Origin of the sequence: Algoriella sp., assembly GCF_036647415.1 — a bacterium.
Lineage (GTDB): Bacteria > Bacteroidota > Bacteroidia > Flavobacteriales > Weeksellaceae > Empedobacter.
Map to the genome: position 1 here is coordinate 11,850 of NZ_JAVXKG010000025.1, position 24,227 is coordinate 36,076.

The window sequence follows — 24,227 nt, forward strand, 5'->3', positions numbered from 1 at the left end:
ACTAACTAGTTGTTATTATATGCCACATGTTTCCTGAATAAATTAAAACAGCTGTTCTTGTAAATTGAATTGCCGCCATGCCACTAGAAAACTTATATCCTATCTTTTTACCATTCCCCTCAACTGTAGTGTAATTATTTTCCGTTGGATTAATAAGTATTAGAAATTTTCCTTGACGTGGATTTAGAGGTAATTTAATTATAGGGCTTGAGCCATCACTAGAAGCCACATAACCAAAATCTGTATCTCTATTAATTGTTTGACCGCTAGTGAAAGTTTCGGTATTAAATGCCAATCCTTGATAATGACCATTTTTTACTTCGATGGCTGGATATGAGAGAATATCATCATTGAATGATTTCATATCTAAATGAATTCCAGCTTTAAATGATTCCCATGGTGTAACTACTTTTTTAGCTTGATTTTGAATCATCAAAAAAGGATAATAATTTTGTTCAGGTAAAATTCCTGTTCCAATATTATTTCCCATTCGAATAGATGATTTATAATTATCATTTTCGTAAGTAAACCAAATACCTGAATTAATATCTGTAGTTGTCAGTAATTTATCCTGTAAAGTCAAACCTCCGATATATCCTGAATTCGCTTCAATTCGACCTGTGAAAGTTCCGCTTGTAGCATGTACTTCGCCTTTCACATAAGCATTAGACATATAAACAGAACCATCATCAAGTACTCTGAAAATTGCATTCACACGATCAGAAGCTTTAGCTCCTGCCCAAAAACGAACTGATTGTTTACCATTTTCGGTGAAACCACTAATCCCTGCATTTGCACCTTTAACATCACCAACCATCAACATGCCTGTAGCAACAATGTTACCTGAGATTGTTGTACTTAAAAAACTTGCTTTTTCTTCAATTTCTTTAATGCGATTTTCATTATAAACTTTTATATCGTTACCACTTTCCGAGTAATCAGTTGGAAATTTTCCAAGCTCAAGTTTTGGTTGTAAAAATTCAACTTCAACATCTTGATCGTTTGCTTCGTTTTTAAGAATAAGGAAAAACTTTTTATAAGTAGAAATATCACATTCAAAAGATGCGTATACTCGATTTCTTTTATTTGCTTTTACACCTTCAAAAACTTTATAACCTAAAGTTTCTGCAGTATTATCGTTTTTCCTTCCAATAATATAAAAACAAACATCCATATCAGTTGGTAAAGTGACATCAACGGACAAACAAAATTCTTTTAATTGACCTGCGTATCTCGATTTTTTATCTTCTTCCAAATCATAGCCTAATTGCTGAGTACTTGAACCGCTTAATAGATTTTCACCACCGATAACAATTCCACCATAAATCTGCTCATAAGCTTCTGAACCATCTAAAAAAGTTATTCTTCCACTTATTTCTCCTGTATCTAAATCAAAATAAGTATCACCTCCACCACTCGATTCGATACGCCCTGTTTTAATAAATCGTCCCGAAACAGTTGTAAAACCATACATCAATGATATTTCACGAGCTTTAACATCTTCTGAATAAGTATTAATAATTCCTATTAAGAAATAATAACTACCTACTTGATCAACTGTATACTGTGTTTCCGTAATTTCAATTACACCTATATTATTTGTTTTACTACATTTTACATACAAATAATATGGCTTATTCGACTCTAAATCCTTTTGTCCTCCTTGTATCTGCCAATCAACTATTTTATCCGAAATAGTAAAATGCACAAGCTTACAAGTGGACCATCTAATTTTATTTGGATTACCCTCAAAATTAGGTTCGAAAAATGAATCGATTAGGTTAAATTGCATTGACTTAGCACCGACTTGCAGGTGAGTTGTTTCGATAGAATTTGGCTTAATCTTCTCAGTATAATAATCGCCTTCTACGTCAAAAACCATATTTAAAACCTCTTGAGCATCTTTCCAATTACGACGTGCTTTTGCAGGGTTATTTAGATTATTAATCTTGATAATGTTTTTAATCGTATTGATTTCGCCTGGAATAGTTCCGCTCAGAAAGTTTGTAATTTTTGAATCTGAAAGCGTTAATTTATAATCAAATGGATTTCTTAAATCTCTTTCAATCGATTTAATTCTGATGTAACGATTAATATCAAAATCTTCGTCAACAACTTTAATAAAATCACCAATTGAAAAGAAATGAGTAACTGTATTATTTAAAATTCGTTGAAGATGTAAAGTGTCTACATCAAGTAAATACTGAATATTAGGCTCAAGCTTATCTGATAGATACTCATTTGCCTTTTCAAAAAGTTCTGCTTCCGCGTTATCAATATATGATTGTGGCATTTGAATATCTAAAATCACATACTCATCACCAACAGCAATTCGAAATGCGTCATTATCTTTTGATGGAAATTCATATCCATTTTCATCAGCAAATTTGATAATATGAAACTCTTTAAGAGTGTTGTCATAAGTATGCACATCAAACTCGTATCCAGATAAATCACCTGTATTAAAATGAATTTTTGCAGCAGTTCCATTGATCAAATACTTCGTGTTTCCATTTTCCTTTTCTTTTAAATCAAAATCCATTGACGAATCAGAAAATTTGTAAACCGAATCCGAATTTATAGAAGTTACTTTTCCTTTGCGTCTTGGATAAATATCATCAAAGATTTTTGTTGATTCGTAAATTCCATATTTAGCGACCGCTTGCGTATTTTCAATGTAGGAATTTGGTTTGTTTCTATCTTTTAGTACCAATCGGTTAGCACGGTAATCTGTTCCTAAATTCTTGTCTGAGCCATAAACTTTTAAACGAGTAACAATATCGCTTGCATCAACTTTTTCACGAGTTAACGTATAAAGTCCTTTTTGAAAACCAACTTTAAACTCTAAAGGAATTTCATTTCCTACTTGCTTAAAGTTTAGAATGTTAACTCCGTTGTTATCTGTTTTAATGATAAAATCAGTATCATATTCATCGCATAACATTTGTAAGGCAGCTAAACAATTCTCTTCTTCTGAAAATGTAATTGTTTTCGTTTCTGTTTCAGCTGGAATTTCACCTAAAACCCATTTATCAGGAAAAACACGATTGATGTTTTCAATTAAAATAGTAGCGAATAATTCTAAATCAGCTGTTAATGTTTCGCCATAAATCGCCGAGCCTGTTGTGTCAATATTTACATCATAAGAAGCTCGACGCAAATCGAACATTACTCCTTCAAATGTTATTGAATATTGAAAATCATTTGAACTATTTTTAAAGTATCGCGGGATCTGATTTAACGTATATTTTTGACCTAAATAATAAAAAGAATCTCCAATGGTAAAATTGATAAATTCACGACTGATAAGTTCAACATTAATAACATCATTACTTCTTAATTCAGTTGATTGAATGATTGATGAGACAAACACTCCTTTATTTCTATCTTCTAAAAGATAGTCAACATTATCTGAGCGCTTAACTAAAATCTGTTCCATAGAATAGTAGCATTTGAGTTAAACAATGTGATTGAATCTAAATCACCTAAAATCATTGGATAGAAAATACCTGTAGTAAGATAAGTATGAGAATACAATTCAACATTTGGTGATGTATATTCTTCACTTCCATCACTCCAATTAATGACTAAAATTTTATTAGATTTTAAACCGATAGTAGTAATTTTTTGAGTTGATTTTAAAATACGCTTAACAGGCATATTCTCAATCAATTTTAACTTAAAAGTACCTACTGCATTCGAATCATCGTAATTCAATTTATTTTCAGCTGTATCTTGCCTGAAAACTTGATATTCCATTCTTAAATCATTAGCTATAACTGATAATCTGCGAGATCCTTTTTGATCTAAAGCGTTATAGAAATCATTGTACTTATCAATACATTCTTTCAATGAATCAGCAGGAATAAAGCAATCAATTGTAATCGTTTTAGAATTATGATAACGTGATTGCAAATCAATATCATAACCATGCTCATCGCTCCAATCTTTCTTTTGATTTTCCTTTACAGAAGCCTTATCAAATAGATTTGAAGAATCAGAAACATAAACATTGTAATTTTTAAAGGGTATATTGTCTAGTAAATAAACTACTGGATTCATTCGTAAGTTTTTGAATGTTTATTAGATACTTTCACATAACTTTCATCAATACTTTTGAAAGTAACTTTCGCTCCTTTATAACAATTTACGCGAACATTTGCTTTGTCACTTGCTTCAATTTCTAGCTGAACATTATCAAAAATATCAATCATAATAAATGCACTATCTCGAACAATTAATCGAGCTTTTACATTATCTCGCAAATACATTTGAGAAACTGAGAACTCGTCACCTAAATAATTTAATCGTGTATCTCCAAGACAAACCACCTCTCTTTGATTATTTAAATCTATTGAATCATCAATGAAAATTCCTTTTTGTTCCATTTCTCCTTTTAAATTTCTTCGTATAAAATCATTTGAAAGAAATCCTGTTGAAAATGAAAAATCAATTCCCTTAATATACATATCAAGTAGCTCATCCAAAGATTGGGCATTTTCCATTTTAACCGCCCAATCCTCATATATTTCGTTTTGTTTTGCTCTTTTTAGAGCTTCAGTTTTTATATTATTAAAATCCATAAGCTCGTCCTGCGTTATCTATTCTGTTAATTAATTTTTCTAATAGTGGTAAAACACTTCTTGTGTTATAATCGATATTTGCTAATCTGTCTAAGCTATTTAATAGTATTTTATTCGAATCTAAGTTGATTGTTACTAATTCTTTTTGATGAATACGCATTGCATTAAACTGCCCCAGCAAAGCATTACCTGTTTCTTCTGACATTCCTTTTATTGCTCCAGCCATTGCAGTTTCATTTGGATCAATAATGTCTTTGAACAAGTCAGAATACTCACCTAACATTGAACTGAAATTCTGAGATATTTCTTTTATTTTGTCTCTAAATTCTTGTTGTTCTTCTGGAGATAATCCGTTGAAATTAAAATTACCTTCATTATCACCTCCCATATCTTTGTAAAGCTTATCAAGTGCAGACTGCAATTGCTTTTCTAAGAATTGTTTTTTTAGTTGATTTAAGACCGCATTTTTCAAGACATTATTCGCAACCTCAGCGAATGCCTTTGCAGCATCTTCACCTTTACCGAATGCCTCGACAAGAGCATCACCTAACTCAGAAGCCAAATCTTTAGCATTAGTTTGTACAACATCTTCTGTTATTTCTTCTAGTATATCTTGAATTGTATTTTTAGAATCTCTAAGAGCATCTTCCCATTCTTTGATTTTTCCGTTATCCTTTTTCTTTTTCCTTTTTTCAAGTTCAATCATTTTTTGATATTCAATCTGTTGTTGTTTCAGATTATCAATCATTTGTTTTTGACCTGAATAAACATCGGAACCAAGAGCGCGCTTAGTCGCGTCCTCTAAATCTTTATAAGATTTTGTTAGTTTGTCAACAGCTTCTTTATGCTTATTAATCTCTTTTTGCTTTTTCTTGTCTTTAGAGAAGATATTGGATAATAATTTTGCTATTTTAGTTGCAATTTGAATTACTGCAGAGATAATCGCAAGGATTACAGATGCTCGTTCAACCCCTTTAATACCTTCTGTTGTCATTTGAGATACTGCTAAAACACTAGATCCAATTCCTAAAACAGTTTGCGTAGTTTCCATAGCGCTACTAGCTGTTTCTCCAAGAAATTCTTTTAAAACTCCCGCTGAATCAATAGCATCATTGATAAAATCAAAAGTCCCTGTTAAAGATTTAGCTACTCTATTCCATTTAGTAGTGATACCTTCAGCACTTGAATTAGTTTCCTCTTCTGCGCCTTTAAACAAATCAGCTAAACCAACAGCTAACGAACCAAAAGGGTTTTTCTCAATCACTAAATTTTTAGCTTGATTTAATTGTTTTAGAATAACTTTTAAATCAATCGGGTTAAACTTTCCTTTCAATTGATTGAACTGACCTTCTATTTGTTTTATTAAATTATCGATTTGTTGGAAAGTCATTTCATCCATATTAGAAAATAAATTTGCCCACTCCTCAGTACCCATTAATTGATTCTTTGCAATATCCGAAGTATCGTCAGAAGCTTGTTTTTTAATCTGAACATCTTTAGCGTTTTTAATATCCTCTAAAGCTTTAATTTCATCAAGTTTACCTTGTTCGATTAAAGATTTTTTTTGAGTTTCATAATAAGTTTGATTCGTTAATAAATCAGCGTTCATTTTATCATCAATAGCCTTAATCTTATCTTCATAAGATTGATATTCAGAAAGAAGTTTATTATAATCAGTATTATTAGTTACATTCTTGGTTTCAACGGTTCTTTTACTCTCGTTGAAGTCAATTAAGTTTTGAGTGTCAAGGATTTCTTTTTTTAGTTTTAAAATTTGCTCTTCAATCTTAATTCGTTCGTTAGAACCTTCTGGAGAAGATTTAGCAGAAATAGTTAGTTTACTAATCTCTTCATTTGCATCATTGATTTTCTTTTTAAGTAAGAATAATTGAGCATCAAACTTTTTATTGATTGCATCTAATGGTTTTGATTCATCAGTTAAAGTTTTAAATAGACTTCTAGCGGCATTTTCTGAATCCTTTAAAAGCTCTTTTTGTTTTTCATCAATAAACTCAATTTTCTTGATGCTTAATGGATCTGATTTACCTATCAATGATTCTTTTAAATCTTGAACTTCATATAGTTTTTCAATTACAGAATCTAAATCATCAAGTTGTTTTTCAAATTCATCTTTGAAAATTTGTAATTCACTATGCTTACTTAACTTTAAAAGTTCCTCGTTAATCAGTAAAAGTTTTTTTCTGGATACATCAGAAGTTTTTGCAGTCTTTACTAATTCTTTTTGTTGCGCACGTAAATATTCCTCATAAGAAGCACCTTTACTTTCTAATTGAGCTTTTAAAATAGCTTTTTCAGTAGCGAATGTAACATCGTTAGAATCTAAAATTTTTAAGTATTGTTCGTATTGTTTTTCAATTTCCGAAACCTGTTTTTTGTAAATCTCAACAGGGTCTTTTTCTTTTTTTGGTTTTTTATATGAATCGTTATAAGCTTGCAAAGCATTATTAGCTTCATCAATTTGTTTAGTTAACCTATTCCATTCTGAACCTCCTTTAGCTGAACTAGCTAATGCATCTCTCGCGTCAGATGCTTGCTTTTTTTGTTCTTCCCAATATGCTTTATTTTTTACCGATGATTTAGTTTGAACAGTTTCCTTTTTATCACTTTCACCTTCTAAATCTGTGGTCATTCCTTTTAATTGTTCTCCAATTAATTCTCGTTGAGTTCTCAAAGAAGCTAATTCATCATGACCTATTGATTTGAGATATCTATTTACATTTTCCTCATAGATTTTTGCATTCTTAACAGCATCTTTTCCATATAACTCAATTATATGATTTCTTAGGTCTGTTTCATTTTTAATTTTCTTAGTCTCTACACCAAACATTTTCCAAAAAGAATTTGAACCTCTTTGTAGCAAATCAGGATTAGTACTATTTTTATAAAAATTAGACCAAATATCTTGTTCATCAGCAACTAGTTTTTCGTATGAAATTTGCATTGCCTTTGCCTTCGCATTTTTATATAAAGCATCTGTATAATCATTTACCGCTTTTGTAGCTTCTTGAGTATTTATTTTTTCTAAAGTTAAATTCCCTAAATACTCTGGTGATTTTTCATTTAATTTATCAATTGCTTTCTCTCTTTCTTCTTTCGATTTTTTATCATCTTTTGCAATTTCAATTAATCTCTCAAGTTCTAATTTTTCAGATGCAATAGATTTTTGAGCCTCACCTTCTACTTCAATTAATTTCTGTTGAGCTTTTTCAGTTGCATCAAGAGCAGTTATTACTTTATATAGAATAGCTGTAAAAGCTATGAAGCCGATTGATAATAAAACAACAGGATTATTTAACATTGTTGCGTTTAAAATAGCTTCTGCTCTTGCTGCGGCTGTAGTTGCTATTACTCTTAAACTTTGAGCTGTTGTTAATCTAGTATTTGAAACAGTCTGTAAATTAGTTACAGCTTCGTTTTCTACACGTCTTGCAGTGTCTAACGAAGTTTGTGTTGTAGATTGAGCTAAAGTAGCATTCAAAAGTTCTGTAGATACTACATTAAGATTCTTTTGTTCTGTATTAAGTGCAATACTGGCAGAATTTACATTTTGTGTTTGAGTAACTAAATTTGTTTGCGCTATTTCTAACTCTTGTAAAGCTAATTGCTCTCTTTTTATAAAATGACTACCTCGTAATGCATTATACTTAACCGTTGCTGCGGCAACTTCTGTTTCTGCTTGAATCTTTGATGCATGAGCAGCATTTAAAGACGCTAATGCTTCTTGATATTTTATAAGCTGAGCAGATTTACCAGCTTGCATACTTCTTACTTTAGAAATTGCAAGCTCATTTTCAGCCAAAGCTTCTCTTTTTAACGCTTCTGCTTGCCTTACTGAAACTGCTGCTCTTCCTAATTGCATTTTTTCCGAAATCCCAAGACTTGCAATTTCTGTCGCAAGAGTTTTACTTCTATATGATTCTATTACAGATGTTGCTATTAATGCCGCTCTATAAACTCCATATCCAATTACAAGCTTTTCTAAAACACTTCCAATTGCTTCATAATTCTCAACAATAGTAGAAGCACCTCCAATAACATCAGAAACAAATCCTTGAGAATCTTTACCGATATTATTAAACATTTGCTCTATTTCATCTTGAAGTTTAGCTATTTGTCCAGGAATAGTTTTAGATTGCTCTTCCATCATATTGTAAAATAAACCACCTTGAGAAGTTAAATCCTGAAGAACTTTTTCAACTTCTTTAAAACCAACTTTCCCTTCAGAAACCATATCAGCAACAGCAGATTGAGCTACTCCCATATTTTTAGCAATCATTGCAATCATTGGAACACCAGCTTCGGTAAATTGACGCAAATCATCACCCATTAAACGACCTTTAGCTTTTACTTGTCCGTAAACTAAAATCAAACGCGATAAAGGCACTCCAAGTCCACTCGAAATATCGCCAAGCATCGAAAGTGTTTCTGTTAACTTTTCGGTTTCAACTTGGTATGCTAAAAGTTGTTTTGCTCCTTTTGAAACCTCGCTAAATTGCATAGGCGTGTTCTTTGCGAGATCAACCATTTCCTTCATCAAAGCATTTCCTTTCTCCCTTGATTGAAGCATTGTATTAAATGCAATTTCAGTCTGTTCAAACTCACCGCGGATCTTTACCATTTGAGTAACAAAATCGCGCGCCATGTCAATTGTAAGAAATGCTGTAACTCCTTTTACTAAATCATCAACAGAAATTAATGATTGATTAAAGTTACTTTGTAAATGGGCATTAAAGTCCGTTACACCTCGATTTGATTGTCGAAGTGCATTTAAAAATCTTTGATTGTCTAGATCTTGAGTATATCCTAATCTTCCGTTACTTATCTCCATTAGCTTTGAAACATTTTAAGAATGTCATCTGCGTTCTGTTCTGTTATTTTTACTGCTTTTTTTGTTTGGGAATTTGTATTTTCGTCATCATCATAATCGTATGAAGGTAAATCTGCCATTAAACGAATTACTTTTGACCAAGGGATTTGATTTTCTAAGTAATCAAGTGTCCAACTGAAATGCGCACAAATTGAAGCTCTTGTTCCATAAGTACTTTTCATTCCAGTTACTCTACTTCGTTTGGACTTATCGTCATCTTTATCGATGCTAATCGAGTAGAGTTCATAAAATTTGCAAGATCCTGAGATTTAAGAATTTCGTTAATAATATCGAAAAGCATTGCTGGAGTAAGCGAATCAAAAAGAATAGTTGAAACTCGTTTGAATTCTGATTTTGAATAATCAATTCCAAGCACAGCAACCGCAACAATATTTGCCATTAATTTTGAATTTTTAGCAGCGATTACTTTTGTTTCATTGAAAATATCGACTTCATCGTTTAATTTATTTTCATCAATGAATAATTCAATTTGATATTGGCAAAGTCGGTCCAATGTGGATAATGTACAAGGTTTGATTTCGAACTTTTCTTTTACTTTTTGAACCTCACACTTTTCATAAGGAATTAATCCAAAAAAGAACTTTTCTTGAACAATTACTTTCTTGTTATATTCTACTTCAAACTCGTACGGAGCTTCAATTAAAGTCTTGATCTCTTCTCTTTGTATATCTTTTTGATCCATGCATTTCGTTTTATACAAAGGTGGCGAAGGACCAAGAATTTGTTATTGTGAAATCGGCTGAGTTAAGAGTGAGTTACGGGAAACACAATACCCTATAAAATAAAAATAAATTATTCATAAACAAATTGTATTTCATTTATTTATATTTTAAGTTAGTTGTTCTAAACACAAAAGATTTTATGAAAAAATTATTATTTGCAACAATTGTTACTTTAGGAAGTTTTGCTTTTGGGCAATCACAAATAAATGATGGATTTAGAGATGGTGATCCTGCTTATTTAGTCCCAACACAAGAACAGCAAAAAAATGGACAATGTAATGAAAATGCTGTTTCAAGAGACACATGGATAGAAAGTGGCTATACGGTAGTAAAATGTACAGGACCTGATGAGTTATTCTTTTTATACGTAGTTCCTAAAAATGGCGGCGGCGGCAATACTTTACCAGGAACAATAACTGAAACCACTCTTCCAGGAGATAGAGAATAAAAACAAAACCACTCCTGTAAAGAGTGGTTTTTGTAATAAAATATTAAATTGTTTGATTACCCTGTAGGTAATTCAGAAACTAACCCTGCTAATACAGATTGTTTTCCATCACCTGGTGACAATGGAGTAACTGTAAAATTCATAGTTAATAAATTACTTTGATTCATTTCTCCAGATAATACTGCAGAAATTGAAGCTCTTGGAATTTTAAAATAAACTCCTTGTTCCGGCTGAATGAATAAAGCTTTCTCAACAGTTTTTGTTTTACCATCAAACTCCCATTCTTTTGAAGTTACACCAACTGATCCACCGATATAATCAGCCATCATTTTAGGGTCAACATTCATAATATTAAATTTGAATGTAATTTTTCCTGCCTTTGTGATAACCACTTTAGGAATTGGATTTCCTTCTTCTTTGAACTCAGTTGATTCACCTTCTTCTTGTTCTAATGAACCAGAGTCTTCAAATACTTCACCGATTTTTGTCATTGATGATGCTTCAGGCATTAAACCTGTTGCTAAAACTTCTGCAACTAATATTTTTGCTAAACCAAATGTATAAGCCATAATATCGTTTTTATAAATTAATAATTAGTTTGTTTTTTGATCGTAAATCCTCCATTGAATACGAAGATTTACATAATGTTCTTTTCCGTTTTGTTCTTGGATGATTCCTAAATCTGAAATGTAAACTGATTTACCTATGAATTGATGTTCTTCAAATACTTTACGAACGATTCTCGAAATTTCTTTTAAACGTCTTGAATTTTTAATTCCTAATTCTAAATCTGGAACATAAATATTGATATTCGAAGTCGCTAATTGCGGTTTAAAAACAGTTGTGATTGTGATAGTATTCACGACTATGTCTTCGTTCAGTGAATTTATTGGACGACTATCATTATACAACTTTCCTTTTATAGCAGATTTTACCTCATCAATATTTAAAGCTTTAAAAAGCAATTCGTTTGCGTCGAAAATATCATACATAATTATTTCATCATTTGTTTGATTATAATATCAGCCACTTGTTTTGTGTAATTCTCAGATGCTGTAAGAACGTTATAACCTCTTGATTCGACTGAATAAGCGTAATTCATACCAGCTGTAAATACCAAAACTAAAGGAGCTCTTTTTGCTTTAGAAGCTAATTCTCGTGCAAATTGTTTTCCTTCAGATGTTCCTAATGCTTGACCTTCATAAAACTCTTTATAAACTTGACCATTCACAAAAAGTACATAGCCAATAGATGATCTTAAATTTCCAGACTGATCTGTAAAACCAACGCTTTGTTTTGCATGTGCTACAACGTTTTCTCCTAAGTATAAATAAGCTCTAATACACTTTTGAAGTGTATCATCAATGATAATTTGATTCAGCTTATCTAAGTCTTTATTTGAGAAATTTGGCTTTATACCCATAATCTATTGTGTAAAAGTCCTTGTGTAAATCTTAGAACACTTCCTTTGATTCGAACATCTTTACATTCAGAATCATTTGAAACTATAATAGTTTTACCTAAATCAATCGGTAAAACTGATTTATCCAAATGAATTAGTGAATTAAAAGCAATTGTAATTCCGTCAGTCCCTGCAATCATTTTTCCACTTGAATTAACTTGTTCACGACACATAGAAATAAACTTAATTCCGTTTGGATTAGGAATCATTTCGCCTGTTTCCTCGTCGTAAATCAAAGAATTATCTTCAACAAATAAATAATGAATGTGTCCTATTGCCCCCATGGATTAATCGCTGTTACAGTTGGTTCATTTTCGTCTAAAGGATTAGGTAATTTTAACTTTACAGCCAATCGACCTAACATCATTCGAATCGCATTCCAATTCCATTTAACTGTCATATCACCTTCGGATACACTTTCATACATCGGAATCCAAGAACAAAAAGAATCATACAAAGCTTTTTCACAGTCTTTCAAAATCAATTGTGCATCTGGGTTCAAAGTTGGATTTTCAGCAAATAAGATAGTGGTATCATTTACATTCGCTCCTATTCTTGACATTATGCTTTGTATGTATTCTTTGTTTGTCATAATTACTCTTCTGAGATTAGTTTACGTTCTAATAAATCAGTAATTCGAGATCTTTCAAACTCAACGGGAATATCCTCTCCTATTTCGAAAATCTTTTTCTCGTTGTCTTTATCACGGAAGCGTGCGATTACTTTGTAGGATTTTGCAGAATTATCTAATCCTTCGTCGTCTGCGTTAGAAGTGTTTGAATCTTGAACCTCAACTTTCTTTTTAACTCGGATTACTTGGCCAACTTCAAAACCTTTAGAAACCAATCCTGGTTCTTTGTCTAAATCTTCCTGAGTTAATTCAATCAATTCAGTAGTTTCTAAAACTTTGTACAATTCGTCTAATTCCGATTGCTCAATTTTTGAACCTACTTCGATTTTTCTCTCAGCTAGCAATTCCGCTAACTGAGAGTTTTTTTCTACTAATGTTTTAGTGATTGTTACTTTTGCCATGATATACAATTTTAACCTGTTGGAAGAGCTTCAGAAGTTTCTAATCGATAAATACCATCAACAGCACCTATGACAGGTAAAGCACGTGTCTCGGCCTTTGTGCCTTCTGACTTTGGATCTGTCGTCCCGAACTTACTCATTAATACATGGCCTACTAATTGGTATTTAACAGCTTCAGTAGGTGTAAAATATTCCTCTGTATGAGTCCAAATCAATGAACCAACCTTAACAGAAGATGTAAAAATCATTACTCCTACAGCCCAAGGTTTAACAGTTGTGTCTGCACCATCTTTTTGAGAGATAAAAGTTCTATCTACCCCATCTGTTACAACAGTTAACCCCCATTCGTCTTTAAAGAATTCTTTTACTTTAGAAGAAGTTAAGTTTGGTAATTTACTCGCGTCTGCAACAATATCTTTACTAAAGGCGAATTGCTCCTTAAATGATGGGTCTTTTTTAATTTTACCCATTGCAGACGAATCAATATAAACCTCAGCTAAAACATTCCCATCTGCTTTCGATTGCTCATAAATTTTATTAATGTCATCAACAGTAATAGTTGTGAAATTATCAGATTTAAACTCATGTTTTGCTAAGTATCCGAAATCAGCTCTTAAAGTAACTCCATTAGATACGTCTTGATCTACTTCAAACACTCCATTTGAAAAACCTTTTAAAAATGAATATTCGTGTAATTCATAAATATTCTGTAATGAATTTGCATCATCACGGAATAACTCCTGAATGATTTGTTTTTCATAATCAGATCCTAAATCAGGATTAGTTGCATACGTCGCAATCATTGTTCTGATTTGACGTAATTGCTTAGCAGATTTAACGTATTTGTTTGAAATATCTGGAATTTCACCTTCTGCAATCCCACGAGAACCACGAGCTTTTAAAGGCGCAGGAGAATCAATATCAACATAATCCGCTAAAACGTTTTTGAATAAACCTGTAACAGTTTTCCAATTTCCATCCACGGAATAAGTTTGATCTAATTTCTGTTGAAATAGATAAGGCTTAATAGCTCCTTCTGAAAGCCCATTAATTTTTTTATGCTTAGCTAAAATATAACCTGCATAATGAGCTTCTGTATAATTTAAAAATAATGATTGCGTTTGTGCCATTATAATTTTAATTTAAGTTGTTATTTATGAAATTGTAATCCTAGTAATGCTTTTTGAACTTTCTCTTTAAGTTCAGCAGTCATAGTAAAAGGAAGCGCATTTTCAGCAGCGATTCCAATTGTAACCATACTTACAAATGCTTTTTCTTTCGGCACAGTTGAAACTGTTAAACCGATAATTTCATCAGTTGCCTTGATGTCATTAAAAGCTTTATCAGTTACTTCTAAAGGACGACAAACTTCCGTAGTTTTATCTCTTACGATAATATGCCCAGCGTAAACTGCGACATCAGTCAATGCAGATACGTCTAATGTTCTACCTCCGTCATAGTAACCAAGTTTGCTTCTCCAAACAACTTCATCCTTTCCATTTGATGGATAATCTTTTTTTGATGTTAAATTAACGTATGGTCCTTTTCCCATTTTAATTGTTTTTTTTTAAGATTGCATCATGTTATCATATTCAGTATCGGACAATTTACCTCCTTTGCCCGCACCTCCATTACCTGGAATATGATTAGTTAAACCTTGATTAGTAAAAGTTTGATTTGATGTTGCTACATCAGTTTGAATTTCCGTTAAGTATTCCGCAAACGATTCGTTATTTTCGAAAGACATTCGAGGAAAATTCTTTGAAATAGTATTTTTCAAAGTTTCATCTTTTACTTCTTTTAAAATATCGTTGATTTGAGAAAGCCTTGTTTCAGTAGTCTTTCCAGCTTTGATGGTTGCAATTTCTTGCAATAACGGAGCGTTTGCTTCTTTTATAGCAGCCGCAACGATTGAAGCAATATCAGTTGGATCGGAATTTCCTCCTTCCTCCTTTTTAGGTTCGGGATTTCCTGTTCCTTCACCACCTTTACCTTTTTCAGCATTATCTAAAGCAGTTTTTGTTGCTTTAGCAATTTCAGAATCTACCTCCGAACGGTGTTCTTTTTCAAAGTCAGTAACCTGTTCAACTGTAATCTTGTCGATAAGTGCCTGAACTTCCTCTTCTGTTGTACATTGTGTCGCAAAAGCAGAAGCTAATCGAGCCAATGTGTCTTTACGAGTAGTGCCTTTCCCTAAAAATTTAGCAGTAAGTAACTCAAGTAATTTTTGTTTCATATATGAGATTTTAATTTCAAATCGATTAAAACAAAATTATTGAAGGTGATTCGCTTAAGATGTATGATTTAGGACGAGATAAGAGCGAGTTACGGGAAAGAAATAATATCCAATTACGGTTTTACGTAATTTTTATATTATCTTAATGATTAAATTTGATTAAACATCTAGATATGGCAAAAATTAATAGAAATAATAGTGCAAAATGGATATTTATTTTAGTGATGATAATACTAATTGTGATAATATTCTTATTTCTTTTTGAGTATTTAGTATTAAACAACATTTAAAAATTAATGAAAATCACAGGTCAAAAAGAAATTATAAATGCAGTTTTAGAAGCTTTGAATACTTCATCTATTGGAATAGGAATTAAAGAGCGTTATTCAATTTCAAAGAATAACGACGGATATAACTTTTCTATAAAATTCAATTTGAAAGAAGGTAAAGAAGCAAATGAAACTGATTACTTTTGGCTTGGATGGGTGTCGAATCAATATTATTAAAAATAAAAGGAGTAGATTCTCTTAGTCTACTCCTTAAAATTACTTGTAAATATAACCTATAACGGTTTCATTTCCTTTTTCATCTTTTATATATATAGGTGTTTCACTTCCTTTTTGCGGGATAAAAAGCTCTAAAAAATCAACTTCCAAAGCGTTTGCTATTTCTTCTAATCTTTGTATTGTAGGATTTCCGTTTAAAGATTTCGATAACCCAACTTCGGTAATATTGATTTTATCCGCTAGATCCTTCATCATTAAGCCTTTTTCCTTACATATTTCCTTTACTCTTAATTTCATTACTTATACATTTTGTTTAACTGCAAATGTACATAAATTAATCTTTTAATTTAATTTTATAATATAAATATACATATTGTATAAATTTTAACATTTCAACTATTGTATATTATTAAACTATTCGTATATTTGTAAAAGAAAATTAAACAAAACGTATAATAATAAAATAAATAATTATGTCAACTACATTAGTAAACAGAAAGCAAAAAACTATAACTACTTATCAAATTACAGATTCTGTTATTGAAAGTTTTAAAGAACTTAATAAAATGTTTAAACAAAATGACACTCCTGTATCTTTAGGATTTCAAAGACTTGAGAAGTTAAGTAAAAAGAAAAGACAGAAACTAGAGGTTTCTTTTCTTCTTAAGGGTTTAGGACAAAAAGAAGTAAAGAATTTTCTTGAATCAATGACAGAAAAAGAATATATAGAATTCAAAAAGTCAAAATAACTTATAAAGAAGCTAAAAAAATAACCCTTGCAGAAACAAGCGAGGGTTTGCATTTTAAAGGTCAATTTTTACCAAAAGAAAATTACTTAATACTTGGTAAATCTGTAAAAGTTGTAGAAAAAGCCTTTAATCATGTGCATGTAATTGAATTTAATCAAAATAAATACTTTATCAGCGAGGAGTTGTTTAAAGATAACTAACCCAATAAGGAACCGTTTTATATCCCTTATAAATGTCTGCTTTTTCTTTCAAATGTTCTTTGAAGTTAGCAGGCATTTCTTTTAACTCAGTTGTTTGAAAATTTCCCAAATGAGAATAAGAAGGCTTAACAGCTCCTTTCAATTCATCTGTAAACATTTCGATTGGTTTAAGAATTGGAATTTGATAGCAGCGGCAATTCGGATGCCAGCCAATAAACAAAAAACTTTTCGGATAACGTCCTTTCAACGAATCACATAACCCACAATCAAATTTATTATTCGAACGCTTAATTTCAAAACCAACAACAAAGTCCATTGACTTCCAGCGTTGATTTTCTGATTCTTTGTAGTAAGTGTTAATCTCAGAACTTGCAAGCCTTAAAGCATTCTTATGAGCTGAACGGTAAACACCTTGCCCCGGATTATAAGCTGCGGCATTTTTACTCAAATGCAATTGACCTTTAACATCGCGAACTCGTCGAAAAAGCTTTTCGGGTTCGTTTAAATATTGTTTAATATCCCTTGCTAAAACTTGCGCTGAATCTCCATTTCTTAAAGCTATTTCCAACGAATCAATGATGTTAGTTTCGAATTGCTTCGAATATTTCCAAACACGATCAGATAACTTGAATTGATTTAATCTTGACTTACGAGCTTGCAAGTAATTATCAAGATTATTATTTCGGAAAATATCTTGAGTAACTTTATTTAATTTATCAATCTCGAAATAAGTTTCGACGAATTTTGTTGCAGTTCCTTGAGCTAACAACCATTGCTCTTTCGTTGCAGAATTGATTTGATTTTCTAAATCAAATGCAAGCTGTTTGGTTAGTTTTTCAATTTCTTTTTTTAACTGAGGGCTGATGTTTCCCATATCAACCCCGTTAAAATTTTGATACAAAGAAATTACTTTCGAAATGTATTTTTGAAATAGCTTTTCGATTTGTTGCAAGTTTTTACCTGCTGCAATTCTTGCAAGTTTTTCGTCGCTTTTTATAAATTCTTCGATTGTCATTTATTTCTTCTTTCTTAAATATTTGACATAATAAATAGTTAACCAAAGTATTATTGGTACAATTGAAATCAATAATCCAAATCCTATTAATTGATTAGTTGTCATGTTACAATTCTCTTTTTAAGCAGTTTCAAAACCTCTTTTTGTAATCTAAAATTTTGTTTTGATATTTTCTTCAGATAAAGGAAAATGAGATATGATTTCGTTTACTATTAAATCAATATACTCTTTTGCTTTTTCAATATCACTAAATGATTTTGATATATTCTCAATTGGATATTCTGTTTTTGTATACATAGGAGTAGAAGACTTCACTCCTATTTTATACTCCAAAATATTTTCTTCCTTGAACTCTATGTTGAATAATTCAATCTCTAAATTTATTTTCATTTGATGGTTATTTTAAACCTACCATCGGAAAAACCGATAGCAGGTTGATTGTTATTTAATAAATTGTTTTAATAGGAGATAATTCAAGTAGATTAAAAATCATCGTTTCTGAATTTAAAGAAACAATATATTCAACACCTAAATTTGTAATTCTATATCCTAGTACTAATCCTGGACTTTGCTCCATGTCTGTTTTACAATAAACATTGTCACCGATTTCATGTTCTACTTCTATTGAAAATTTCATAACTTTTATTTTACTCACTTACAGGATTAAAATAATCCCTATTACTCGTTTCCGTTTCTTCTTGCTTTATCTTTTCGTAATCCTCAGTATCTTGACCTTGCCAATTCTTAACAGATTTCTCGTGAGATTCTAATTGTTTACCTCCATTTTTAAGTAAAGCAATTTCGACTTGTTCTTTTTCGTTTTCAACCATTAAAGGAACGATCTCTGGCTCGATAACAAGATTGTCAATTGCTGTTCTCCAAGAGGGATTTAACGTTGCAAGGATTTTTTTAATGATATTAATTCGACGTTGCAGATACTCGTCATAAATCTCTCTTTTCTCCATTACTTTAAGATGTGCATCAAGGAATAACATCTTTAAAGCTGTTCCAGAAAGAGCGCCTAAAGATTTAACCTCATCAAAAGAGATATTTGGAGTTTGTGAGAATAATTGGATATTTTTTACAAGATTGTCGATTTCGAGTTTAATCGAATCGGTTGCTTGATCCCATGATAAATAATTCATATCTGAATCTTTATCAAGTTCAACACCACCTCCTGGTCCTTTATTCAGATAATTTTTAAGTTTACCAATTACTTTAAGAATTGGATAAGCGTTTCTGTCGTTCACTTCTCCATGATCAGAAACTAATGTTTCAATCCTTTCGATTAAATCTTGTACATCATACCACGAAACATTTTCCTGCTCACCAAAAACAGCGGGAATTTTATCTAATTCTTGTTTTTTTGGGTAACCTTCTACAGATTTCCATTCTTTTAAATTCTCAAATAAATAAGTAAAATTTTGAGTGTAAACTTCAAAATACTCAACCTCTTTTCCATCTACTTTTTTTGTGTAGTTACGAGAAAAAGCAATCATATCATCATAATCATCTTTGCACGGGAATAATTGACTTCCGTTTTTTAAAGACAACAACATCGCTTTGATTTTAATATCTGTTTTGAAACCGTACGCTTCGTGCTCCTCTCCTTTGTTTTGATACCAAAGCTCACCGCCTTCGGTAAATGAACCAATTGATTCAGCAAGTTTTCTATTAAATGAAGGTTCTTTAATATCGTGTAGAATCCTTTCAATTGCTTTTAAAATTGCTTTCTCTGTTTCGTCTTTTGGGTTAGCTCTTAAAATCGGTTGATTACCGAAAATCATTGCTTTTTCTTTTCGGACAATCCATTTTTGATAAGCTAAAGCAATAGAAATAACATCTTTGTTTTTATCATTTTCATCCTTATTCTTAGGCCTTCTGAGAATAGGATTCATAATATCGTGCTGTTTCGGATCTAATTGCTTTTTAGCTTCTGCAATTAATTTAGATTTATCTTTTCCTTGTTTTAATGTGTCAATAATTTTCTGTATTGTTGAATTTTCGGGTATGTTTAAAAGTTTACATAGTTCGTTCATTTATATTTTAAAAGTTCAATCTTGATAGTATATCTTCGGTTTCTTCGATACTGCTTTCTCCTCGCCTTTCAACTGTTCCTGTCAAAGCATCTGGAGCGTCGTCAAATTCGTTTTTACCAACCTTCATATAAGTTGTGATATGAGTGTGAAACGTTGGCCATAATTTTTCCCAACCAACAGGAAAAAATGTCATGTTCATAACCTCATTTGATTTAGTGAAAATTCTAACATTCTTATTTTCTGATTGATGAAACCAATCAACATAAGTTTCGTTATTGTTCATTTCTCGCATCTGTTTTTCAACATTACGAGCAAAGCCACGCCCTCCGTTATTTGATTCAATTACCGCTTCTTCTACTGCATGCATTGTTAGGGATTCAGCTGTTTTCGGTTCGGTAAATTCCATCGGTTTTTGAGTGTATAAAACATCTAGAATATAATTTCCATGCGGTTGTTCCTCGTAAGCAATAGCACATAGATAATCTTTTCCTTCGTCGGCTGTATCGATATAAGCTTTACGAATAGCTGATTTTGAATAAGGAATAGCATCATAAGTTCTAAATTCACGATCATACATTAACCCCTCCAAAGGTTTAGGATTTTGCATGTATTGAGTTTCAAAAACAAAAGAGTTTTTTTCTTTTTCTTTTCTTAACTCAGCTAAATTGTGTTTAAACTCCCAAAGCGCAACTTCTTCACCTTCTTCGTTTGTGTAAATACAAGGAAGTTCTAAAACTTCCCAATCTTCGCCTTCTTCACGAATTAGCTTACCGCATAGATCATCAACGTGCAATCGCTGCATAATAATGATAATTGGTGTATTACGTGAGTTTACACGGTTTTTGATTGTAGTGTCGAATTTGTTATTTACTTTGTTACGAATAGTTGCAGATGTTGCATCATCGGGTTTAATCGGATCATCAATAATAATTGCTCCACCAAATTCGGTTCCGTCAACTGCTGGAAGAAATTCTTCTAAATCTTTTAATTCTTGTTCGGCTTCTTCGTCGGTTTCCTCATCAACTAAACCTGCTCCAAATCCTGTAACTTGACCGCTTGATGAGGTTGCGTAAAGCCCACCTCCCTCGGTTGTATACCATTTCTTTTTACCTCTATTCGATAATCTTGCTTCGAATAATTGTTGATACTCTGGAAGTTCTATAATGTCACGTACTCCATCTGAATTATCTAAGGCTAAATCATCTGAATACGACAAATGAATAAACTTTGCTTTAGGATTCAATCCTAAGCCCATTGCAATGAAGTTTTTTACAGCTAATTCTGTTTTTCCATAACGTGGAGCTACATTGATTATAAGTCGTTTAATCTCTCCTTTTAAAACTCGATTTAAAACATCAGAAATTTTGACATGATGAGAACCAACAACGAATTTTCGATTTTGATTATGCTTGAAAAAATAACGTGTAAAATTCAATGTACTTTCTAAAGTCCACGTTTTTAAAACATCAATATCTCGTATGTCAGCATTTTTAATATTCATTTTCTAAACTATTATAAAGTTCTTTCGCTTCTTTTTTGGTTAAGATACGAGCAGGAGTTGTTATTGTTTCTCCGTTAGAAGTGTGGTCCTTCTTATCTGCAAGTCCTAAATCACGCGAAATAATTGTTGCATTGAACGCTCCAATAGTGGCTCCTTCGAACTTTTGCTGATATATTGTTTCGTGTATACGCGTAATGACAACGGAAAAATCTCTGGAAGAATCATCAGTTTTACCTTTAAGAGATTTTTCAAAATCATTGAAGTACCCAACATTAATACCATCTAAGTAACTACATAACCCTTGAATAGTATAAGGCCTTGCGGTCGGTATCTCCATTAATGGATTCGTTGCGCTTTTCATTACTTGATTTACATCTAAACCTTCATCTTTAGCCAACTGCATTAAATCAAACACATCAATATTTGAATTTCCTTTCTTTTGTTCAACCTTAACCCAAGGATTATCATCACACCATTGAAAGTACTCACAAGCAGATTCCCAAAGTAATTCGGCCGATTGAAATAGTCTATCTCTCCCATGTTTTGAACGTTGCTGCCAAAACTTATTACCAATCATCCAAGGAGCTTTTGATTTCTCTTTTCGTTCTTTCTCAACATCATCGACTAAATCATTAATAGCTTTGTCAAGTTCTAAGAATCCTTCTGCTTGACTAAGAGTAATAGACTTGACACTTGTTAAATCTTTAGGTAATCTAACCTTTTCTTTTCCAAGAACAACCCAAAGTAAATCTTTGGAATCCTTCTTTATTTTTATATCAGATGATTTCCACTCTTTTACGATTTGTGATTTACTTTGTTTTGCCATTGGTTTTTATTTTTGTCTTCTTAAAGCTGAATAAAGAATATTAAACTCAGCTTCTTTATTTTTTTTATTCTTGATCCAAACACTATAAATATTTCCTTTTCCAAAAGGATTGTATTCATTTTCAACTTTACCTTTCTGGTTGACTTCAATTAACCCCCAATTATCAGGCAATTCTTCAATTGAAATTAATCCTACAGGAGTTATAAAAAATCTAAAATCTCCAACTCCTAATTCTGGTTTAATTCTAAAAGGTTTCTTCTTGTCTATTAAAAAATCAGACTTACTTGTTTTAGCTTCTATTAAAAAACTTACATTACTTCTAAAACCTATAACATCTGGAATTTCATTATTTAAACATTTCATTTCTTTAAAAGCAAATGAACATTTTTTTAATATCCATTTATAACCTATTTCAACTAAATCTGAATGAGTCATACTTTATCAATTACTTGGTTATTAGTTATAATCTGCATTACATCATTGTAGTTTCTGCGATACTCAGGAGTATACATGAATAGATCTTCATGCTTTTCAACAATCTTCTCAATTGTTTTTATTGATTTCTTTAATCTTTTTGAAATGATTTCTTTTTCTATTCTGTAAGAAGAACAAATTGAAACATAGATTACTCTCACATAAAATAAATGAGTTGTACGGTCTCGTAAAGCATAATCATGAAGATTTAATCCTGTTACAATATTGATCGCTTTTTCAATTTCTGCAAAGATTAATTGAGTTGAGGTTTTTGGGGCTGAATCAGCATATTCAATTTTATAATTCTTTTGCTCAGCTCTAAATTTTAAAACAATAAGCTCTTCGTTATTTATCCAATCATTTGGAAGAAATAGATACTGCTCATCTTCTAAAATCTCAATCCTTTTTGAAAGGTCTGGGATTAAAGAAATTTGAACATTCTTTGAGTTAAATCTATTTACTTCTTGATTCATGAATAAAATTAAAAAAGGCAGTAATTAGCGCTTTGCTATCTACTGCCTAATTATTAGCGCCTATGATTATTATAAAATTTAAAAATTCAATTAAAAAGACTAGTTACTGAGCTTCACTAGCCTTTACATACCCTAAACATTTCTTTGACAGAAATTGTCTAAATGAAAGGATTCGAACCTTTGACCTCTTGAACCCAAATCAAGCACGCTACCAACTGCGCTACACTTAGAGGTTACTATTTTTATTCAAATCAGAATAGTAAAACTGATTGCCGCATATAGTTTGTGGAAAAGAAAGGGCTCGAACCTTTGACTTTTGGAACTTCAATCCAACGCTCTACCTTCTGAGCTACTTATCCAACCAACAAAACACAAAAAAATATGTAAAAAATTTACTTTCCAAATATTAAAAACATCGCATCTCTTTGCTCTTGGTTTGTTCTTTTTTTGATTCCTGTTATAAGTGAGAACTCTTTGTTATCTCTCTTTTTAGAGGTTGGTTTTACCTTAAAATTAGTTAAGTTCAGATACTCGCACATTTCAATAATTTTATGAGCTACTTCGTGATTCCGTCCTGTTCGGTTTCCTATATTCGCATTAATCGAAGCAGAACCTTTTTTGACCTTGTGCCAATTAGATTTATTTAAAAAACCACATTCGACAAAAACTTTAATCGATTCGTTTTCGAAATCATTTTTCAACGATTGTAACTTATCGTAAAGCTCAAAGAACGTAAGGTTTGCTAATTCATAATTTTTGTTGTGAATTAAAGCAAAACCATTTTTATCAACATCAGGATCAATTCCAATTAAAACCATATAAAAACCTCCTATTTTCATAAGAGGTTTTCAAATAAATTTTAAAGAATATTAGTCACAAAACCCCTTTCGTTGATTAATAATTCAAATATGCTTTAAGTGATTGTTATAAAAAAGAATAATCGTATAAAAAACGTGATTTTTGAGTGTAATTTCTGTTTTTGTTTACGTGTGTGTAGGCGTGTTTACAAGTGTATATTATTTTGTAATTTTAAAACTTACAAATACTCAATC

28 protein-coding genes and 2 tRNA genes are annotated in these 24,227 nt (G+C 31.4%); 3 read left to right on the forward strand and 27 right to left on the reverse strand.

The window, feature by feature from the left end; genetic code table 11:
• Position 1: 1 nt before the first annotated feature.
• The 6 genes from RSC72_RS10880 to RSC72_RS10905 are packed head-to-tail and all read right to left on the reverse strand — an operon-like array spanning position 2 to position 10,174.
• Entirely contained in the window at positions 2-3,439 is a 3,438-nt protein-coding gene (locus tag RSC72_RS10880) for a phage tail protein (RefSeq protein WP_332565962.1), read from the reverse strand.
• Positions 3,424-4,062, reverse strand: coding sequence for a hypothetical protein (locus RSC72_RS10885; protein WP_332544582.1), 639 nt, complete (start codon positions 4,060-4,062; stop codon positions 3,424-3,426). Before RSC72_RS10885 ends, RSC72_RS10880 begins: the two co-directional genes overlap by 16 nt.
• Complete coding sequence (locus RSC72_RS10890) at positions 4,059-4,583, reverse strand: hypothetical protein (RefSeq protein WP_332544583.1); 525 nt, start codon at positions 4,581-4,583, stop codon at positions 4,059-4,061. Before RSC72_RS10890 ends, RSC72_RS10885 begins: the two co-directional genes overlap by 4 nt.
• Positions 4,573-9,432 (reverse strand): tape measure protein, encoded by a 4,860-nt coding sequence (locus RSC72_RS10895; RefSeq protein ID WP_332544585.1) that lies wholly within the window; start codon positions 9,430-9,432, stop codon positions 4,573-4,575. The genes RSC72_RS10890 and RSC72_RS10895 overlap by 11 nt, the downstream gene beginning before the upstream one ends.
• Positions 9,432-9,653 (reverse strand): hypothetical protein, encoded by a 222-nt coding sequence (locus RSC72_RS10900; RefSeq protein ID WP_332544587.1) that lies wholly within the window; start codon positions 9,651-9,653, stop codon positions 9,432-9,434. The genes RSC72_RS10895 and RSC72_RS10900 overlap by 1 nt, the downstream gene beginning before the upstream one ends.
• Positions 9,654-9,658: 5 nt before the next feature.
• The gene (locus tag RSC72_RS10905; RefSeq protein WP_332544588.1) at positions 9,659-10,174 is read right to left on the reverse strand and encodes a hypothetical protein; all 516 of its coding nucleotides are present in this window, start codon (positions 10,172-10,174) and stop codon (positions 9,659-9,661) included.
• 179 nt (positions 10,175-10,353) lie between these two features.
• Here RSC72_RS10905 and RSC72_RS10910 point away from each other — a divergent pair, with 179 nt between their 5' ends.
• Entirely contained in the window at positions 10,354-10,662 is a 309-nt protein-coding gene (locus tag RSC72_RS10910; protein WP_332544590.1) for a hypothetical protein, read from the forward strand.
• A gap of 56 nt (positions 10,663-10,718) precedes the next feature.
• Here RSC72_RS10910 and RSC72_RS10915 read toward each other — a convergent pair whose 3' ends face one another.
• The 9 genes from RSC72_RS10915 to RSC72_RS10955 are packed head-to-tail and all read right to left on the reverse strand — an operon-like array spanning position 10,719 to position 15,392.
• Positions 10,719-11,231, reverse strand: a complete 513-nt coding sequence (locus tag RSC72_RS10915; protein WP_332544592.1) for a hypothetical protein — start codon at positions 11,229-11,231, stop codon at positions 10,719-10,721.
• A 24-nt stretch (positions 11,232-11,255) separates the two neighbouring features.
• The gene (locus RSC72_RS10920; protein WP_332544594.1) at positions 11,256-11,654 is read right to left on the reverse strand and encodes a hypothetical protein; all 399 of its coding nucleotides are present in this window, start codon (positions 11,652-11,654) and stop codon (positions 11,256-11,258) included.
• Between the two features lie 2 nt (positions 11,655-11,656).
• A complete protein-coding gene (locus tag RSC72_RS10925) occupies positions 11,657-12,085 on the reverse strand; it encodes a hypothetical protein (RefSeq protein ID WP_332544596.1) in 429 nt (142 codons plus the stop codon).
• Positions 12,076-12,408, reverse strand: a complete 333-nt coding sequence (locus RSC72_RS10930) for a hypothetical protein (protein ID WP_332544598.1) — start codon at positions 12,406-12,408, stop codon at positions 12,076-12,078. Before RSC72_RS10930 ends, RSC72_RS10925 begins: the two co-directional genes overlap by 10 nt.
• A complete protein-coding gene (locus RSC72_RS10935) occupies positions 12,396-12,686 on the reverse strand; it encodes a DUF6706 family protein (RefSeq protein ID WP_332578497.1) in 291 nt (96 codons plus the stop codon). Before RSC72_RS10935 ends, RSC72_RS10930 begins: the two co-directional genes overlap by 13 nt.
• Before the next feature lie 32 nt (positions 12,687-12,718).
• Complete coding sequence (locus tag RSC72_RS10940; protein WP_332544600.1) at positions 12,719-13,156, reverse strand: hypothetical protein; 438 nt, start codon at positions 13,154-13,156, stop codon at positions 12,719-12,721.
• 11 nt (positions 13,157-13,167) lie between these two features.
• Positions 13,168-14,286 (reverse strand): major capsid protein, encoded by a 1,119-nt coding sequence (locus RSC72_RS10945; RefSeq protein ID WP_332544602.1) that lies wholly within the window; start codon positions 14,284-14,286, stop codon positions 13,168-13,170.
• A 20-nt stretch (positions 14,287-14,306) separates the two neighbouring features.
• A complete protein-coding gene (locus RSC72_RS10950; RefSeq protein ID WP_332544604.1) occupies positions 14,307-14,708 on the reverse strand; it encodes a hypothetical protein in 402 nt (133 codons plus the stop codon).
• Positions 14,709-14,723: 15 nt separating this feature from the next.
• Positions 14,724-15,392, reverse strand: a complete 669-nt coding sequence (locus RSC72_RS10955) for a hypothetical protein (RefSeq protein WP_332544606.1) — start codon at positions 15,390-15,392, stop codon at positions 14,724-14,726.
• A 296-nt stretch (positions 15,393-15,688) separates the two neighbouring features.
• On the opposite strand from RSC72_RS10955, the gene RSC72_RS10960 reads away from it, so the two are divergent.
• Positions 15,689-15,898 (forward strand): hypothetical protein, encoded by a 210-nt coding sequence (locus tag RSC72_RS10960; RefSeq protein ID WP_332544609.1) that lies wholly within the window; start codon positions 15,689-15,691, stop codon positions 15,896-15,898.
• 39 nt (positions 15,899-15,937) lie between these two features.
• Here the strand turns inward: RSC72_RS10960 and RSC72_RS10965 are convergent, their stop codons facing one another.
• A complete protein-coding gene (locus tag RSC72_RS10965) occupies positions 15,938-16,195 on the reverse strand; it encodes a helix-turn-helix domain-containing protein (protein ID WP_280036461.1) in 258 nt (85 codons plus the stop codon).
• 176 nt (positions 16,196-16,371) lie between these two features.
• Here RSC72_RS10965 and RSC72_RS10970 point away from each other — a divergent pair, with 176 nt between their 5' ends.
• Positions 16,372-16,647 (forward strand): hypothetical protein, encoded by a 276-nt coding sequence (locus RSC72_RS10970; RefSeq protein WP_280036456.1) that lies wholly within the window; start codon positions 16,372-16,374, stop codon positions 16,645-16,647.
• Between the two features lie 186 nt (positions 16,648-16,833).
• Here RSC72_RS10970 and RSC72_RS10975 read toward each other — a convergent pair whose 3' ends face one another.
• The 11 genes from RSC72_RS10975 to RSC72_RS11025 form a co-directional block, all read right to left on the reverse strand.
• A complete protein-coding gene (locus RSC72_RS10975; protein ID WP_332544613.1) occupies positions 16,834-17,862 on the reverse strand; it encodes a hypothetical protein in 1,029 nt (342 codons plus the stop codon).
• Positions 17,863-18,012: 150 nt separating this feature from the next.
• Positions 18,013-18,252 (reverse strand): hypothetical protein, encoded by a 240-nt coding sequence (locus tag RSC72_RS10980; protein WP_332544614.1) that lies wholly within the window; start codon positions 18,250-18,252, stop codon positions 18,013-18,015.
• A 55-nt stretch (positions 18,253-18,307) separates the two neighbouring features.
• Positions 18,308-18,499, reverse strand: a complete 192-nt coding sequence (locus RSC72_RS10985; protein WP_332544616.1) for a hypothetical protein — start codon at positions 18,497-18,499, stop codon at positions 18,308-18,310.
• Positions 18,500-18,509: 10 nt separating this feature from the next.
• The gene (locus RSC72_RS10990; RefSeq protein WP_332544618.1) at positions 18,510-19,901 is read right to left on the reverse strand and encodes a phage portal protein; all 1,392 of its coding nucleotides are present in this window, start codon (positions 19,899-19,901) and stop codon (positions 18,510-18,512) included.
• A gap of 7 nt (positions 19,902-19,908) precedes the next feature.
• Entirely contained in the window at positions 19,909-21,402 is a 1,494-nt protein-coding gene (terL, locus tag RSC72_RS10995) for a phage terminase large subunit (RefSeq protein WP_332544620.1), read from the reverse strand.
• A complete protein-coding gene (locus RSC72_RS11000; RefSeq protein WP_332544622.1) occupies positions 21,392-22,228 on the reverse strand; it encodes a terminase small subunit in 837 nt (278 codons plus the stop codon). Before RSC72_RS11000 ends, terL begins: the two co-directional genes overlap by 11 nt.
• A 6-nt stretch (positions 22,229-22,234) precedes the next feature.
• Complete coding sequence (locus tag RSC72_RS11005; protein ID WP_332565959.1) at positions 22,235-22,663, reverse strand: hypothetical protein; 429 nt, start codon at positions 22,661-22,663, stop codon at positions 22,235-22,237.
• On the reverse strand, positions 22,660-23,175 hold the full coding sequence (locus RSC72_RS11010) for a hypothetical protein (protein WP_332544626.1): 516 nt from the start codon (positions 23,173-23,175) through the stop codon (positions 22,660-22,662). The genes RSC72_RS11005 and RSC72_RS11010 overlap by 4 nt, the downstream gene beginning before the upstream one ends.
• Before the next feature lie 157 nt (positions 23,176-23,332).
• Positions 23,333-23,405, reverse strand: a tRNA-Pro gene (locus RSC72_RS11015).
• Between the two features lie 56 nt (positions 23,406-23,461).
• Positions 23,462-23,534: transfer RNA gene (locus RSC72_RS11020), tRNA-Phe, on the reverse strand.
• Between the two features lie 33 nt (positions 23,535-23,567).
• Positions 23,568-24,014 (reverse strand): hypothetical protein, encoded by a 447-nt coding sequence (locus RSC72_RS11025; protein ID WP_332565958.1) that lies wholly within the window; start codon positions 24,012-24,014, stop codon positions 23,568-23,570.
• Between the last annotated feature and the right edge of the window lie 213 nt (positions 24,015-24,227).

Excerpts from the sequence above, each read along its gene's own strand:
- RSC72_RS10880 (WP_332565962.1), bottom strand. The coding sequence starts at position 3,439 with ATGGAACAGATTTTAGTTAAGCGCTCAGATAATGTTGACTATCTTTTA.
- RSC72_RS10885 (WP_332544582.1), bottom strand. The coding sequence starts at position 4,062 with ATGAATCCAGTAGTTTATTTACTAGACAATATACCCTTTAAAAATTAC.
- RSC72_RS10890 (WP_332544583.1), bottom strand. The coding sequence starts at position 4,583 with ATGGATTTTAATAATATAAAAACTGAAGCTCTAAAAAGAGCAAAACAA.
- RSC72_RS10895 (WP_332544585.1), bottom strand. The coding sequence starts at position 9,432 with ATGGAGATAAGTAACGGAAGATTAGGATATACTCAAGATCTAGACAAT.
- RSC72_RS10900 (WP_332544587.1), bottom strand. The coding sequence starts at position 9,653 with ATGAAAAGTACTTATGGAACAAGAGCTTCAATTTGTGCGCATTTCAGT.
- RSC72_RS10905 (WP_332544588.1), bottom strand. The coding sequence starts at position 10,174 with ATGGATCAAAAAGATATACAAAGAGAAGAGATCAAGACTTTAATTGAA.
- RSC72_RS10910 (WP_332544590.1), top strand. The coding sequence starts at position 10,354 with ATGAAAAAATTATTATTTGCAACAATTGTTACTTTAGGAAGTTTTGCT.
- RSC72_RS10915 (WP_332544592.1), bottom strand. The coding sequence starts at position 11,231 with ATGGCTTATACATTTGGTTTAGCAAAAATATTAGTTGCAGAAGTTTTA.
- RSC72_RS10920 (WP_332544594.1), bottom strand. The coding sequence starts at position 11,654 with ATGTATGATATTTTCGACGCAAACGAATTGCTTTTTAAAGCTTTAAAT.
- RSC72_RS10925 (WP_332544596.1), bottom strand. The coding sequence starts at position 12,085 with ATGGGTATAAAGCCAAATTTCTCAAATAAAGACTTAGATAAGCTGAAT.
- RSC72_RS10930 (WP_332544598.1), bottom strand. The coding sequence starts at position 12,408 with ATGGGGGCAATAGGACACATTCATTATTTATTTGTTGAAGATAATTCT.
- RSC72_RS10935 (WP_332578497.1), bottom strand. The coding sequence starts at position 12,686 with ATGTCAAGAATAGGAGCGAATGTAAATGATACCACTATCTTATTTGCT.
- RSC72_RS10940 (WP_332544600.1), bottom strand. The coding sequence starts at position 13,156 with ATGGCAAAAGTAACAATCACTAAAACATTAGTAGAAAAAAACTCTCAG.
- RSC72_RS10945 (WP_332544602.1), bottom strand. The coding sequence starts at position 14,286 with ATGGCACAAACGCAATCATTATTTTTAAATTATACAGAAGCTCATTAT.
- RSC72_RS10950 (WP_332544604.1), bottom strand. The coding sequence starts at position 14,708 with ATGGGAAAAGGACCATACGTTAATTTAACATCAAAAAAAGATTATCCA.
- RSC72_RS10955 (WP_332544606.1), bottom strand. The coding sequence starts at position 15,392 with ATGAAACAAAAATTACTTGAGTTACTTACTGCTAAATTTTTAGGGAAA.
- RSC72_RS10960 (WP_332544609.1), top strand. The coding sequence starts at position 15,689 with ATGAAAATCACAGGTCAAAAAGAAATTATAAATGCAGTTTTAGAAGCT.
- RSC72_RS10965 (WP_280036461.1), bottom strand. The coding sequence starts at position 16,195 with ATGAAATTAAGAGTAAAGGAAATATGTAAGGAAAAAGGCTTAATGATG.
- RSC72_RS10970 (WP_280036456.1), top strand. The coding sequence starts at position 16,372 with ATGTCAACTACATTAGTAAACAGAAAGCAAAAAACTATAACTACTTAT.
- RSC72_RS10975 (WP_332544613.1), bottom strand. The coding sequence starts at position 17,862 with ATGACAATCGAAGAATTTATAAAAAGCGACGAAAAACTTGCAAGAATT.
- RSC72_RS10980 (WP_332544614.1), bottom strand. The coding sequence starts at position 18,252 with ATGAAAATAAATTTAGAGATTGAATTATTCAACATAGAGTTCAAGGAA.
- RSC72_RS10985 (WP_332544616.1), bottom strand. The coding sequence starts at position 18,499 with ATGAAATTTTCAATAGAAGTAGAACATGAAATCGGTGACAATGTTTAT.
- RSC72_RS10990 (WP_332544618.1), bottom strand. The coding sequence starts at position 19,901 with ATGAACGAACTATGTAAACTTTTAAACATACCCGAAAATTCAACAATA.
- terL (WP_332544620.1), bottom strand. The coding sequence starts at position 21,402 with ATGAATATTAAAAATGCTGACATACGAGATATTGATGTTTTAAAAACG.
- RSC72_RS11000 (WP_332544622.1), bottom strand. The coding sequence starts at position 22,228 with ATGGCAAAACAAAGTAAATCACAAATCGTAAAAGAGTGGAAATCATCT.
- RSC72_RS11005 (WP_332565959.1), bottom strand. The coding sequence starts at position 22,663 with ATGACTCATTCAGATTTAGTTGAAATAGGTTATAAATGGATATTAAAA.
- RSC72_RS11010 (WP_332544626.1), bottom strand. The coding sequence starts at position 23,175 with ATGAATCAAGAAGTAAATAGATTTAACTCAAAGAATGTTCAAATTTCT.
- RSC72_RS11025 (WP_332565958.1), bottom strand. The coding sequence starts at position 24,014 with ATGAAAATAGGAGGTTTTTATATGGTTTTAATTGGAATTGATCCTGAT.